The organism is Hyphobacterium sp., assembly GCF_965229905.1.
In the GTDB taxonomy this organism is placed as follows: Bacteria; Pseudomonadota; Alphaproteobacteria; order Caulobacterales; family Maricaulaceae; genus Hyphobacterium.
In genome coordinates, this window is sequence record NZ_OZ245930.1 from 2,274,462 (window position 1) to 2,287,797 (window position 13,336).

11 protein-coding genes are annotated in these 13,336 nt (G+C 61.3%); 5 read left to right on the forward strand and 6 right to left on the reverse strand.

All coding sequences use genetic code 11. The annotated features are described in order from the left end of the window. Positions 1-16: 16 nt before the first annotated feature. Entirely contained in the window at positions 17-2,107 is a 2,091-nt protein-coding gene (locus tag ACO08C_RS11295) for a protein-disulfide reductase DsbD family protein (protein WP_421785675.1), read from the forward strand. Here the strand turns inward: ACO08C_RS11295 and ACO08C_RS11300 are convergent. Further along, positions 2,104-2,565, reverse strand: coding sequence for a hypothetical protein (locus tag ACO08C_RS11300; RefSeq protein WP_421785676.1), 462 nt, complete (start codon positions 2,563-2,565; stop codon positions 2,104-2,106). The genes ACO08C_RS11295 and ACO08C_RS11300 overlap by 4 nt on opposite strands. Before the next feature lie 45 nt (positions 2,566-2,610). Here ACO08C_RS11300 and pgi point away from each other — a divergent pair, with 45 nt between their 5' ends. Next, positions 2,611-4,236: a glucose-6-phosphate isomerase gene (gene pgi, locus ACO08C_RS11305; protein WP_421785678.1), complete on the forward strand. Its 1,626-nt coding sequence runs from the start codon at positions 2,611-2,613 to the stop codon at positions 4,234-4,236. 150 nt (positions 4,237-4,386) lie between these two features. Here pgi and ACO08C_RS11310 read toward each other — a convergent pair whose 3' ends face one another. Then, positions 4,387-4,530 (reverse strand): hypothetical protein, encoded by a 144-nt coding sequence (locus ACO08C_RS11310; RefSeq protein WP_421785680.1) that lies wholly within the window; start codon positions 4,528-4,530, stop codon positions 4,387-4,389. A 101-nt stretch (positions 4,531-4,631) separates the two neighbouring features. Next, positions 4,632-5,567: a hypothetical protein gene (locus tag ACO08C_RS11315; RefSeq protein ID WP_421785681.1), complete on the reverse strand. Its 936-nt coding sequence runs from the start codon at positions 5,565-5,567 to the stop codon at positions 4,632-4,634. A gap of 298 nt (positions 5,568-5,865) precedes the next feature. Here ACO08C_RS11315 and ACO08C_RS11320 point away from each other — a divergent pair, with 298 nt between their 5' ends. From ACO08C_RS11320 to ACO08C_RS11330, 3 genes are all read left to right on the forward strand, one after another. After that, a complete protein-coding gene (locus ACO08C_RS11320; RefSeq protein ID WP_421785683.1) occupies positions 5,866-6,954 on the forward strand; it encodes a glycoside hydrolase family 3 N-terminal domain-containing protein in 1,089 nt (362 codons plus the stop codon). Between the two features lie 327 nt (positions 6,955-7,281). Further along, positions 7,282-7,752, forward strand: coding sequence for a hypothetical protein (locus ACO08C_RS11325; RefSeq protein ID WP_421785684.1), 471 nt, complete (start codon positions 7,282-7,284; stop codon positions 7,750-7,752). 89 nt (positions 7,753-7,841) lie between these two features. Next, on the forward strand, positions 7,842-9,281 hold the full coding sequence (locus ACO08C_RS11330; RefSeq protein ID WP_421785685.1) for an amidohydrolase family protein: 1,440 nt from the start codon (positions 7,842-7,844) through the stop codon (positions 9,279-9,281). Here ACO08C_RS11330 and ACO08C_RS11335 read toward each other — a convergent pair. The 3 genes from ACO08C_RS11335 to ACO08C_RS11345 form a co-directional block, all read right to left on the reverse strand. Beyond that, positions 9,271-10,350 carry a hypothetical protein gene (locus ACO08C_RS11335; RefSeq protein WP_421785687.1) on the reverse strand — a complete coding sequence of 360 codons (1,080 nt, stop codon included), beginning with the start codon at positions 10,348-10,350 and terminating at the stop codon, positions 9,271-9,273. The genes ACO08C_RS11330 and ACO08C_RS11335 overlap by 11 nt on opposite strands. A 252-nt stretch (positions 10,351-10,602) precedes the next feature. Beyond that, positions 10,603-11,040 (reverse strand): response regulator, encoded by a 438-nt coding sequence (locus ACO08C_RS11340; RefSeq protein ID WP_421785689.1) that lies wholly within the window; start codon positions 11,038-11,040, stop codon positions 10,603-10,605. 266 nt (positions 11,041-11,306) lie between these two features. Then, complete coding sequence (locus tag ACO08C_RS11345) at positions 11,307-13,265, reverse strand: S9 family peptidase (protein WP_421785690.1); 1,959 nt, start codon at positions 13,263-13,265, stop codon at positions 11,307-11,309. Between the last annotated feature and the right edge of the window lie 71 nt (positions 13,266-13,336).

Here is a 13,336-nt window from a genome sequence, read left to right on the forward strand (position 1 = left end):
AGTCGCGTGACAGGACATGTTCAGATTTTTTAGCCTTCTCATCGCCCTGCTGCTGATTGCGGAGCCGGCTCAGAGCCAGTCGAGTCCGATTTCGCCATCTCCGTTTGGCACCACAACCATGGTCGAGACGCGATTGATCGCGGACCATGTCACCGTGGAAACCGGCCAGACCTTTTATGTCGGCTTGCACATGCAGATCGAACCGGGCTGGCACACCTATTGGCGTAATCCGGGCGATTCCGGCGAACCGACGGAGATCCGCTGGACGCTTCCAGACGGTGTCGAGGTCGGCGAGATCCTGTGGCCGGCGCCGTCCGCTTATGCATTCGGACCGTTGATGAATTACGGCTATGGCGGCGAGGTTGTCCTGGCTATGCCGGTAACGGTTCCGGCAGATTTCGGCCAGCGGTTTCTGGAACTTCGCGGTGAGGCCAGTTGGCTGGTCTGCGAGGAGATATGCATCCCGGAATCGGCCGAGGTCGAGCTGTTTTTGACCGTTGGACGCGGCGCCGTTGCCGATGCTGGTGGTGCGGCCCTCATTGAATCGGGCTTTGCGCGGCTTCCGGAATCGCTCCCGATTGAGGCCGGAATCACACGAAGTGGCTCGTCCTTGCTGTTGACGGCGCAATTACCGGAGACTGCCGGCCCGGTCCGCAATCCGGCTTATTTTCCGTTTTCCGGTTCTGTCATCGATCATGCGTCCGAACAGAAAACGTATGTTTCCGATGCGGGCGTGGCGCTGCGGCTGGTGCCGGCGCCGGAGGCCCGCTCGGGGCTGACCTGGGCGCCGCGCGGCGTTCTGACTTTCGAAACGATGGAAGGCGGGCGCTGGACGACCCGGGCGATCAACATCACACCGGAACCGGGTGAGGCGGTAATCGAGATACCCTCGGATGCCTTTGCCGAAGACAGCGTTCCGGTTTCGGCCGGCGGGCTTGCGATCACCTTGCTTCTGTCCCTGATCGGTGGATTGATCCTCAATCTGATGCCGTGCGTTTTTCCGGTCTTGTCGATCAAGGCGCTGGGATTTGTCGAGCGGGCCCATTCGGTACCGGGCGAGCTGAAGCGGCACGGCCTCCTCTTTCTGGCCGGTGTCCTGTCGACTTTCCTCGCGCTCGCAGCGGTTCTTCTGGTCCTCAAGGCGATTGGCGAGCCGGTCGGTTGGGGCTTTCAGCTTCAGAACCCCGTTGCGGTCTCGATCCTGTCGCTGGTCATGTTCGCCATCGGCCTGAACCTGGTCGGGCTGTTCGAGGTCGGGACGCGGTTACAGGGTATCGGAGGCCGCTGGACGGAAATGGGGGGCGATGCGGGCGCGTTCATGACCGGCCTGCTGGCGGTTGTCGTGGCCGCACCGTGCATCGGTCCCTTCGCCGCCGGCGCGCTGGGACTGGCCTTCGCACAGCCCGGCTACGTGCTGCTCCTGGTATCGCTCATGCTGGGTATCGGCCTGGCGCTGCCATATCTCATCCTGTCCTTCTACCCGTCGCTGTTACGCTGGTTGCCCAAGCCCGGCCCATGGATGGTGCGGTTCAAGCAATTCCTGGCTTTTCCGATGTTCGGGGCGGCGGTCTGGCTGATCTGGGTGTTGTCGATCCAAAGCGGCCCGCAGGGCGTGCTAATGTTGCTGATCGGCTATCTGGCGATCGCCTTTGTCATCTGGAGCGCACCGTTCTCCACGCTATTGTCGCGCCTGGCGACGGTCTCCGGAGTGCTGGTGCTGGCGGCCGCGCTCTATGGCGTCAGCGTTAGCCGCACCGCGTCGGAATATGCCGGCGAGCCCTGGTCACAGGATCGGGTCGACATGCTGGTCGCGGAAGGGCGGCCGGTGTTCATCGACTTCACGGCGGCGTGGTGTGTGAGCTGTCAGGTCAACAAGCAGCTGACCTTGAGTTCGCCGCAGGTATTGCGGGCTTTCGAGGAAAATGACGTTCAGGTGCTGATCGCCGACTGGACCAATCGGGACGACCGCATCGCGGCTGCCATCCGCGGTTATGGTTCGGCGGGTATCCCGCTTTACGTCTATTACGCGCCGGGCGGGACCGAACCGCAAATCCTGCCGCCCCTGCTGAACACGCGCCTGCTGCTCGAAACGGTCGAGCGGAACTAGGTCAGCGGTCCACGCGGACAGCCGGGATCGACACCGGTAAAGGGTGCGATCTCGTCCCGGTCGGCCAGCGGTCCGATGGTCCGGGCATGGTCCAACAGGTATTCGATATCCGCGTAAATCGCGAGCCGGTCGGCGCGCAAGCCCGGCGCTGACAAACGGTCCAGATGATGCAGCGCATCAATGGCCATGCCGCGATAAATGCAGCGCAGATCTTCAGGGCCGCCGGCGTATTCCATCGCTATCGACAGCGTCATGGCGCGGCGGGAGATGTCCGTCAGGCCGATCGCGAGCGCATTGTCCTGCGTCAGCGGTGTAGCCGCCTGGGCCGGAGCGCTACGCGCGAATGCTGCTTGTGTCGCAACGGCTTCAGAGAGCCTTTCGGCCGCTGATGCCAATTCGGCGCCCGGGCCGGCGATCAGGGTGGACAAGGCTGCCAATGCGGCGGAAACAAGCGTCATGGATGATCCTCGGATAAGACCCGCATCCGGTCGGGAGCCAACACCATGTCGCTGACGCGTGAACAAGCCGTTGAAGCCCTGCGCCGGCTGGGCGCGCGCGAAGCCGATCTCGATGCACGCGATTTCTTCCGCCGCGAGCGAGACCGTTTGGCACGGTTCAGCGGCGAGGCGGCGGGGCTGCACATCGATTTTTCAAAACAGCCGGTCAGCGGGGCGTCCTTGGCTGCTCTTGTGGAGCTGGCCGAAAGCTGCGGGATGGATGACGCCATATCCGCGCTGATGTCGGGTGCAAAAGTCAATGTCACCGAAGACCGTGCCGCCCAGCACGTGGCGCTGCGCGGTGGCGGCCGCGACAGCGCCAAGATCGAACAGGCGTCAAACGAGCGGCAACGCGCCTATGCGTTTGCGGAAGAGGTGAGGTCGGGCCGCCTGCGGTCGTCCACCGGCGCGCGTTTCCGGCACGTCCTGCATATCGGTATTGGCGGATCGGATCTCGGCCCGCGGCTGGTCTATCAGGCGCTGGCGCAGGCTGACGATCCGGTGGCCGTGCGCTTTCTTTCGAGTGTCGATCCGGACGCATTCAAGGCCGCTACGGCGGGACTCGATCCGGCAACGACGCTGGTCTTCGTGGTCTCGAAATCGTTTGCGACGCCGGAGACGACCGAGAATTTCGCTGCGGCGCTTAACTGGCTGGCATCCGGGCTCGACGGCGATGCCGGCGTGCATCTGGTGGCGGCCACGGCGAATACTGCTGCCGCGGTGAAAGCCGGTATTCCCGAGGACCGGCTGTTTGAGATGTGGGACTGGGTGGGCGGACGCTATTCGCTCTGGTCGACGGTGTCGCTGTCAGTGATGGCCGCGGTCGGACCGCCGCGGTTCGATGACCTGTTGGCGGGCGCCCGAGAAATGGACTCGCATTTCATGGAAGCCGAGCTCCACCGGAACCTGCCGGTGCTGTCGGCGCTGATCATCTACTGGCATCAATCGGTCCGCAGTGCGGCGGGCTGGGCGGTGGTACCCTATGCCATGCGGCTGCGCCTGTTTGTGGGATGGCTGCAGCAATTGTCCATGGAGTCGCTCGGCAAAAGGGTGTCGCCTGAAGGGGACGCCCTCGATGGTCCTTCCGGGCCGGTTGTCTGGGGCGGCGAGGGACCTGACGGGCAGCACGCCTTCTTCCAGCTCCTGCACCAGGGAAAAACCGGCATGCCGGTCGATATTCTGGCGTTTGCGCGACGCTCCGACGGCGGTGGCCAGCCTTCCCTGCTGGCGAATGCAGTGGCACAGGCCGAAGCATTGCTGCGCGGCCGCGACTCAAAGACGATCCGGGACGAATTGGACCAAAACGGCTTGACGGCAGACGCGATAGAGCGATTGGTCCCGCACAAGGCGATGCCAGGCGGGCGCGGGTCGACTTTCATACTGGCCCCAAAACTCGATGCGCGGACGCTCGGGGCCCTATTGTCGTATTATGAACATCAGACCTATGCGCTAAGCGTCCTGATGGGATTGAACGCCTTTGACCAGTTCGGTGTGGAACTCGGAAAGCAATTGGCCTCGGCAATCGAAGGGGAGATGGCTGCGGGCGGGCCGGGTAAGCATGACGTGTCGACACAGTCGCTCCTGCAGCGGATATCGGAATTGCAGCACAAGAAGCGGGATTGGAATGCTTGACGTCCCCTCATTGTGACGCCAAAGTAATAAACAGGACGGGACCTGACCGTTTTGTCCTTCGGCGTTTCGGGGAGGAGACGCCTCAATCGACCAAACAATTACGGGCCGGCAGTTTGCCGGCCCGCTTTTTTTCCGAATTCGTTTTTGCGATCAGAAATATCCGTTCGGCGTTTCGCGTTCGGACCGTGAGGATGACGATGAATTGTCATCGCTTGCCGGCATGCTTGCACAGGCAATGGCGGTCGTGGCGAACAAGGCGGCGGCCAACATGGCCAGCAGTCGTTTGAAGCGCATTTCAGGACTCCCTCGGTTAAAGCGCACAATGCCCCCGAGCGAGACCCCTTCCATTTAACGCCGGCGAGGCTTCTTCCCCGAAGCCCGGCCAGCCGGCATGCTTACTCCTCGTCGGTCATCTCCCAGATGATGCGCCGCGAATTGCGGCTACCCTCCAACCGCTCGATTTCGAGCCGGTTGAGCCATTCGGTGCGCTCATCACCCTCGACTTCCTCGCCGTCGACCCAGACGCGGTCCTCGCCATCGACCGTTTCGATACGGATGCGGTTGGCGCCTGCGTCGCGGAGGCGGCGGGTGATGTCATCAATGCGGACATGATGGTGGTTGGCGTTACGCCGGACAAGACGGGCTTCGCGCTCAGCATTCATCATCTCGTCGCGCGAATTGGCGATCACGATCTGCATATCGCGGAGTGCTTCCCGGCGACCGGCCCGCCCTTCTGCGAGCTCGCGCCGCACGTCCTCTATCGATTCGCGAATCTCCTCGCGCGCTTCTTCCAGCTCCTCGCGGACCTCGGCACGTTCCTGATCTGTCAGTTCGCGCCGTTCGCCGTTGACGATCACCATACGCCGCGATTCAAGCTGGCCGAGTTCGCTTTCGAGTTCCGCCATCGCTTCTTCCAGGCCCTCGATACGCATGTCGTCGATAATCACATGGACGTCTTCGAGACGGTCGAGCTCTGCCGCGAGCTGGGATTCGATCGCGACCAACCGCAAAGCGTGATCAGCTTCCGAAAATGCGACATCGCCGTTATGAACCCAGGTCAGCACATCGGCCTGATCGCCGGAAATAAAGATGCGGCCGTCTTCCATCACCCGGATGGCATCGCCATCGACGATTACATCGCCATCAACGATCTCGACCTCGACACCGCGGATCACGATTGCCTGATCATCGCCAGATTGCCGGGTGACGATGATCTCGAAACTGCCATCCTCGGGGGCGCTTGCCGATCGCTGGGTCGCCATCGCGGCCGTGGTGCATCCGGTTGCTGCCAGCGCCAGCGCCGCGGTCGTCATCGTCAGCATTTTCTTCATGCGTCCCTCCTGTCTGTTGAAGCCATACTTTCACTGATGGAATTACCGAAGCCGTGCGATTGGCTGAACTTTTCGTCATTTCAGAGCGGAAAGTTGCGGCGATGCATGGGGAATTGGGGAAGCATGCACCGCCGCGGGAAGGGGCCTTTCGTGAAGGCTCAGAAAGCGTGTAACGGGTGAGGTTACGAGCGATTGGCTACTCGGTGACGAATTCGACACGGACCGTCCATATAGCGGCATCAGGCTTGCACCCGGCCGACACGCCGCAATAATGGCGGCTGGACCGGCGGAGTACCCCATGCACAGACGGCGTTTTCTCAAGAGTGTGGCTGCAGCCAGCCTGTTGCCGGCGATACCCGCCGCAGCAGCCAGGGATGGTCAGCCTTTGCGGGCCAAGGCTGCGCGCATGCTGATGCTCGGGTTTATCGGCGACAATCCGGACACCGATGGTGCCCGGCAAGTCGCCGAACATTTGTCGCAGCGGCGCATCGGCGGGGTGCTTTTCCTTCGCCATAACGTCCGATCGCGCGCCGGCGTTGAGGGGCTGACATCACAGTTTCGTGAGCAGGCGCCGGAGGCCTGGATGGCGGTTGACCAGGAGGGCGGCGCCGTACAGCGCCTGTCCGGCGATCTGGGCTATTCCGCGATTCCGCGCGCCCATGTCGTTTCACAGGAAAAAACCGTCGACGAAGCGCGGGCACTCTATGCCTCCGCCGCTGCCGAGTTCCGGGCGGCGGGCTTCAATATGAATCTCGCTCCGGTGGCGGATGTCCAGGACGACGACAACAGTGTTATCGGGCGCTGGGGGCGCGGCTATGGCGCCGACGGAGCCCGCATTGCGGCTTACGCGGCTGCGTTCATTGAGGCCTTCGAGACAGCCGGCGCCGCCTGCGCCATCAAACATTTTCCGGGACATGGGCGCTCCTCCGGTGACAGCCATCACGGCTTTGTCGACATCACCGAAACCTGGTCTTATTCGGAGCTGGATCCGTTCCGCCGGCTGATTGAGGCGGACCGCGCACATTTGATCATGGGGGGGCATCTTACGCATACGGGTCTGGATCCTGCCGGTAACCCGGTGACCTTCTCACGGGCCATTCTCGGCGATCTATTGCGGGAGCGTCTCGGTTATGAGGGAGCGTTGATCACCGATGATCTCGACATGGGCGCCATCCGGGAGAATTACGATCAGCGCGAGGCAGTCATCCGCTCGATTCAAGCTGGCAATGACATCATCATGATGTCGAATTCCGCGGTGCCGGATCCCGGCCTGCCGCAGCGCTTTGCCGGCTGGATCGAGGACGCCGTGGGTTCCGGCGAGCTTACCGAAGCGCGCATTGACCGGTCGATGGAACGGCTGGATGCATTGGCGGCTTACGCCATTTAAGGCGCGCCTGACGCTCCATTCCCGCATCAAGCCGACTTGTGCGTTTGTCGGGTCAATTTTTCCCGGCGTCCCAACACGAATTGGCTTGAGATCATCCGTGCTATGCTGCTCGCTCGGCCGCGGCAACGGGAGATCGAGTCGATGACGAATCGTCCGCCAAAGAAAACCGAGACCATTGAAGTTCGGGTTCCAGAGGATCTTAAAGCCAATTTTGTCGCGGTGTGCCGCGAGCAAGGCAAGTCGGCGAGTGCCGCCGTTCGCGATTTCATGATTTCCCGGACTGCCAATCCAAGGAGACGCCCCATCATCTCGAAAGGAATGGCCCTCATGAAAAACCCCACTTTCAGTATTCCTGCCTTGCTCGGCTTGCCGCTTCTCGCTGCAGCCTTTTTCAGCTGGATGCCCGCCGTCGCGGCCGACGATGTCGAGCTGATGTTTGAAGTGACAATCGAGAATGCTTCCAGTCATCAAGGCGTAAGCGGTTTGATCAATCTCGATTACGGCTCGCCGGCGGTTTACCGGTTGTCGCCTGTTCAGGACGAGGCCGGTACGTATTTCTACGACGTTGCCGTCGTGGCCCGACCGTGTACCGATGGTGGCGAGGTGATGTGTGCCAGCGAAAATGTGCTGATCCAGGTCGAGATCGTCCGCCACGACGAGACGGGCGAACAGGTGATGGCTTCGCCTCGGTTACAGGCACGGTATGACGGCAGCGCCGCCATGCGTGTGGAGCCGGTCGACGGATTTTCGGTTTCGATCGAGGTTCATGCCAATCATCCGCGCCAGCCAGACAGCTAGGCAGAGCTCGCGCAGGGCCGGATGGCTCAACATTAACTTTAGTCAGCTCGTGCTTTGGGGCAGTCTTTCGGTTTCGAAGGGATGCTCCCATGCACAGGCTGACTATTATTGCGGCTGTCGCACTGTCCGCTTGCCCGACGGCCTGCGCCGACAGAGACCAGGCTTCGCCGCCCTCAGGTGCCGATCTGGCGATCCGGAACGTGTCCGTCATCGACGTCGATCGCGGGCAAACCCTGGAGCCGCAAACGGTGTGGATCGGCGAAGGCCGCATCTTGGCGATTACTGGCGATCTAGCCGATCTCGCGGCATTTGACGGGCAGATCATCGACGGCGGCGGCGAGTTCCTGATCCCCGGGCTCTGGGATATGCATGTGCATGCATTGAGCGAGCCGGAAGACGCCATTGCGCGGATCCTGCCGCTTTTCGTGGCGCATGGCGTGACCGGCGTCCGGGATATGGGCTCCGTGGTGCCGGGTCTTGTCGAGACGCGCGCGCGCCTGGCTGACAACCCCGCCCTGGTCAGCCCCGAGATTGTCGCAGCGGGTCCGCTGCTCGATGGCCAAGCCCTGCCCTGGTATGGTGATTTGCCACTGGTGCTGGAAACGCCCGCCGATGTTCGGCCTGCGCTCGACGCGCTCGCGGCTTCGGGCGTCGATTTCTTCAAGGTGTATGACGGGTTGTCACCCGCGGTCTACGCGGAAATCATGACCCAGGCGGCCACGCTCGACCGGCCCGTTGCTGGCCATGTGCCGCGCGCGATCAGTGTTGTCGACGTTGCCGCGGCGGGGCAGCAAACAATAGAACACCTGACCCCTTCGGCCTTCTCGGTCTGCGTGAGCGATCCCCAAGCCTATTTCGACCGATCAATCCAGACCCGCTTCAGCGGCGATTACGATGGCTATTTCCAGAACATTCTGGACTGGTTCGAGGAAGCCGGCGTGTCACCCGAATGCGATGCGGCCATTGCTGCGCTCGCGGCGTCCGAAACCCGGCTCACGCCGACGCTGATCATGGAAGTGTTTGATTCTCCGGGCATCGACATCGCGGCACTGGCCTACATGCCCGCGGGCGGTCGCGAATGGTGCGAGACCAATTTGCGTGGAATCGACGCCGCGGATGCCGGCCTGCGCGATGAGGCGCACGCGGCGTTCCTGGAATTCGCCGGCCGGCTTCAGGCTGCCGGTGTGGCGCTGCTGGCGGGTTCCGACACGCCGAACTTCTGTAACGTCCCCGGACCTAGCCTGCATTGGGAGCTCGAGCGCCTCGCCGCGAGTGGATTGGGAGCTGGCGATGTGCTGCGTATGGCAACGCGGGAAGCGGCGGCGATTGCACGGCGTCCGGATTACGGCGTCGTCGAGGCCGGTGCGGCCGCAAGCCTTGTCTTGCTGTCCGCCAATCCGCTGGAGGATATCCGCGCGGTCGGATCCATCACCCATGTCATCCATGACGGGCGGGTGCACGATCGAACTGCACTCGATGCGATGCTTGCAGAAGCGGCCGCCGCCGCCGAAACGCCGGCTACGCCTTGAGCTGAAGCAGGCGGCCCGGCCCATGGTCGATCACATCCTCTACCGAGAAGCGGATGGGCGGCGGCAGATGGGTGGAAGGCCGGCCGATCTTGGCGCCCGCAAGGTGCGTGGCGCCGGCGCAGATGGCCGCCGAAGCGACGGTGTCTGTGGCAACGCCGCGCACGAATCCCTCAAGACCGTGGTGGCGGGCTTTGCGGCAGAAATCGTCCAGCCAGTACAAGTCCTCTGACGAGGTGGGGAGGGCGCTGCGGCTGAGGTCGGCGCCCACGGATTGGAATCCCATCCGCCGCGCCCGCTCGATGTGCTTTTCGCGAAGATCGGTGCACAGAGCCAATCGCCGGACGCGTCCACGGAAAATATCCGCCGCGACTTCGACATCGTGCGACGAGGTTCCGAGGCGGGTTTCGACGATTTCCACGGTAAGCAGCGGCTGGGCGCCGTCGACGAGTTTCTGAAGCGATGCCATGATCTTGGACTGGACATCGGCTTTCGAAAAAGAGGTGGCGCAGATTCTGGCGACCAGGATGCGCTTGCGAGTCGCGGTGACCAGGTAGTTCGCGGATTGCACCGCGTGGTCCATCACCGCGATGTCCTGCTGCCCGCAGATGCGGCGATGTTCGGCGGTCTGCGCCGCACCGTAGAGGTCGAAGGGTGTGGTCGGCTCAACCGAGAAGGAAATGATGGCCTGGCTCTGCACATCCCAAATCGGCGAGAACGACACCTCAGATGCGATATCCGGCGCCGTGTCGGCCTCGTCGGGCGCGTCAGGACCTTCGACGACTTCGGCTGCGGCTGTCAGGCTTTTCAGTTGTTCGCGCGACAGGGTGACGGTCTCGCGGCCGACAAAAAGGTTGGGTTCAAGGCTGCTGTCGAGTCCCAGCAGCCGTTCGCGGGCCTCCTTCGCGATGGCCTGGGACTTCACTTCGGTGGCGGGCCCGCTCAATTCGCCGAACAGGATTATGAACCCCGCCTCACCGATGGAAATGACGACGTCGCTTGGCGCGAGCCGGCGTTCGACGACCGATTTGAAGGTTGAAAGAATTTTTGGTTTCAGCTTCTCGGACTTCATCCAGGCCCAGGAGTTTCAGGCGTCCGGCCGTGATCGCTTCCTTATCGCCGAGGAGCGATTTTATTTTGTCAGCGTTCTCATCCGTCAACCTTAGCATTAGGGTTATCCTTGGAGTGTCTAGTGGCCATGTCCCTTTAAGTTGTACCGCGGTCGAATTGGTACTGGAAAACTCGATGGCATGAATCCACGCCGATTCCTACAAAAAGTTAATCTTTGAACAGTTTAGCAGACCGGGAGTCAGCAGCGGCGGACTTATCCGTCATTTTGCGGGACCACGATGCTCGTCCAGCATTGATCCAGCATAGCCAATGCCCGCTTGAGCGTGTCCTTGGCATCCGACTTAAGAATGTAGCCGGCGATTTGCTGCTTGTAGGCTTTGTACCGATCGTCCTCACTGGCGGAGGTGGTCATGACGAAGATGGTCGAATCTTTCAGCTCGTCGTCGTTGGCGACCTCATCCAGGAATTCGAGGCCAGACATGCGCGGCATGTTCAAATCGAGCAGCACGATGTAGGGCCGGGCCAACCGGGTCTCGCCGTTAGACCCCCGCAAGACATCGAGGGCTTCGACACCGTCGCGCGCCACAATAACCGGATTGGCGATGCGAAGGTCCGAAAGGGTTTTCCGCAGAAGGAAGATGTCGATATCGTCATCTTCGACAAGCAAGAATGTGGCGGTGTCAAAAGACATGATGGGCGCTGCAGTTTGGTGCCTCGCCGAGCGATGGCGATGATGGAAGGACCAGTGCGACGTATGCGTCGCGAATGTTAATTTGCTTTAAACGTGCGGCGCCAGATGCTCTTGCCGCCCTGGGGACTGTTCTGGCTCATAGTGCGTCAGCCTGTCAGCGCGTCGGGGATTGCAGTAACTGGGTGTTTGCGGCATGCGCCGGTGGCACAAGAGAAAGGGGCGGCTCCGAAGATCCGCCCCGGCTTCAATTCGATCCCAGGGATCGCCTAATTGGCGGGCGTGTTGCCGCGCAGGAATTCATCCAGAAAAGCCACATAGGCGTTCGACGCCGTGATCCGGTTTTCCTTCCGCTGGAAGCCGTGGCCCTCATCTGGGAACAGGACGTATTCGACGTGGACGCCGTTGGCGCGAACGGCCTCGACCAATTCATCGCTCTCCACCTGCAACACACGCGGATCGTTGGCGCCCTGAATCACCAGCATAGGCCGCTGAATGTTCGCGGCATGGAAGAGCGGCGAAATCGCCCGGTGCCGATCGCCATCCGTCGCGGGGTCACCCATTTCGTCATAGAGAGCGTCGCGGAATGCGCCCCACCAGGGCGGGATGGATTCGAGCGTGCGTACCCAGTTGGTCACGCCGAATATGTTGATTCCGACCTCGAAGGCTTCGGGATGGAAAGTCAGCGCGGCGGCTGTGATGAAACCACCGTAAGACCCGCCAATGACGCCGACCTGATCTTCATTCACCCAGTCGAGCGAGCGCAGGAAGTCTCCAGCAGCGACGACATCTCCAAGATCTTCTTCGCCATGACGCCTGTCATCCATGTGGAAAAAGGTTTTGCCATAGCCGGACGAGCCACGGTTGTTGACCGCATAGACGGCGTAACCGTGATTCACAAGGTGCTGGATGGTGGCCGAATATCCGATGCGGCTTTGTCCACCGGGGCCGCCATGCACCCAGACTAGCGCCGGTACGGGCGTTTCCGCGCTCGCCTGATGAGGTCGGTACATAATTCCGGGAATCTCCAGCCCATCGAAACTGTTGAACCGCACCACTTCTGCAGCGACCAGATGGGATTCCTCAATGGCCGGATTCAGCGTGTCGGTAAGCTGACGATGCTCCTGCGTTTCCAAATCCACCCAGTGGATATTGCTGGGTGAGGTGGAGGAGTTGATGATGAAGGCGATCTCGCTTTCGTCTCTGGAGAAGCGGATGGATCCGATATCGCCCGCCGGCAATTCCGGAAGCGTCAAAGGATCGCCCGTTATCGTATCCGTCACGGACACCTCCGTGCGGCCGTCATCATTGACTCCAACGACCCGATAACGGCCGGATGGTGAATGCGAAACAAACATGACGTCCCAATCAGCCTCCACCAATGGCGCGTGGCTGCCATCCGCCATCGTGTATGACCAAGCCTGAATGAACTCTCCGTGTTCATTGGTGGCGTAGACGAGGGCCGAGTTATCCGGGGTGAATTCGTAGACGCCGTAAGCGATATTCCCTTCGTGCTCCGTGATGAGTTGAGGCTCGGCATCCGGCGATTGCAGGTCGATCAGATAGATGTTCGCGTCTGCCGAACTGACGTTTTCGATCATCGCAACCCAACGCCCATTGGAGCTGATATCGCCGATTTCCAGGCCTTGCGTATTCTCAAACGTCATCACGGCTTCATAGGATGCCGTGTCATAAGCATAAATATCGAAAGCGGCCGGATCGCGCTCATTGGTAGCGATCCACATCTCTCGTCCGTCCTCGGACCAGCCGACAAACTGGGCCTTCAGGTTGTCACCGGGCGTGATGTCGTAAAGCGCTCCGGCTTCATCACGCACATAGATATGATCGAGTTCGTCACCGCCGGAATCCGCGTTAACAAGGATGCGGTCGCTGTCAGGAAGCCAGCTGATAGCGTAGGTCGCGTCATCCTCGGAGGCGGTGAGTGCGGTCCTTTCGCCCGAAGCAATATCAATCGCATAGGCATTGAATACGCCCGACTCGTCAGAGCTGACGAGGATGCGCGTGCTGTCGGGCGAGAATGCCAATCCGGCGCTGCTGGCCAACCCGACGCTGGTTGTGGCGTGAAAAGCTTCAGCGTCATAGGTCGTGAAGGCCGGGGCAGACGTCTCTGCGGATTGCGCCTGGGTATCGGAATCCGTGGGCGATTCCGATGCGCTGCAGGCGGCGAGCAGACCGGAAGCGATGGTCAAAGCGATGATTTTCTTCATGCGTTCCTCTCCAAGCAGGAAGCAGATACTAACGAGGCGCACTGAAAGACCAATAGGCAAGAAAAAAGGGG

Coding starts and splice junctions, on each gene's coding strand:
- ACO08C_RS11295 (WP_421785675.1), top strand. CDS start 17: ATGTTCAGATTTTTTAGCCTTCTCATCGCCCTGCTGCTGATTGCGGAG.
- ACO08C_RS11300 (WP_421785676.1), bottom strand. CDS start 2,565: ATGACGCTTGTTTCCGCCGCATTGGCAGCCTTGTCCACCCTGATCGCC.
- pgi (WP_421785678.1), top strand. CDS start 2,611: ATGTCGCTGACGCGTGAACAAGCCGTTGAAGCCCTGCGCCGGCTGGGC.
- ACO08C_RS11310 (WP_421785680.1), bottom strand. CDS start 4,530: ATGCGCTTCAAACGACTGCTGGCCATGTTGGCCGCCGCCTTGTTCGCC.
- ACO08C_RS11315 (WP_421785681.1), bottom strand. CDS start 5,567: ATGAAGAAAATGCTGACGATGACGACCGCGGCGCTGGCGCTGGCAGCA.
- ACO08C_RS11320 (WP_421785683.1), top strand. CDS start 5,866: ATGCACAGACGGCGTTTTCTCAAGAGTGTGGCTGCAGCCAGCCTGTTG.
- ACO08C_RS11325 (WP_421785684.1), top strand. CDS start 7,282: ATGAAAAACCCCACTTTCAGTATTCCTGCCTTGCTCGGCTTGCCGCTT.
- ACO08C_RS11330 (WP_421785685.1), top strand. CDS start 7,842: ATGCACAGGCTGACTATTATTGCGGCTGTCGCACTGTCCGCTTGCCCG.
- ACO08C_RS11335 (WP_421785687.1), bottom strand. CDS start 10,350: ATGAAGTCCGAGAAGCTGAAACCAAAAATTCTTTCAACCTTCAAATCG.
- ACO08C_RS11340 (WP_421785689.1), bottom strand. CDS start 11,040: ATGTCTTTTGACACCGCCACATTCTTGCTTGTCGAAGATGACGATATC.
- ACO08C_RS11345 (WP_421785690.1), bottom strand. CDS start 13,265: ATGAAGAAAATCATCGCTTTGACCATCGCTTCCGGTCTGCTCGCCGCC.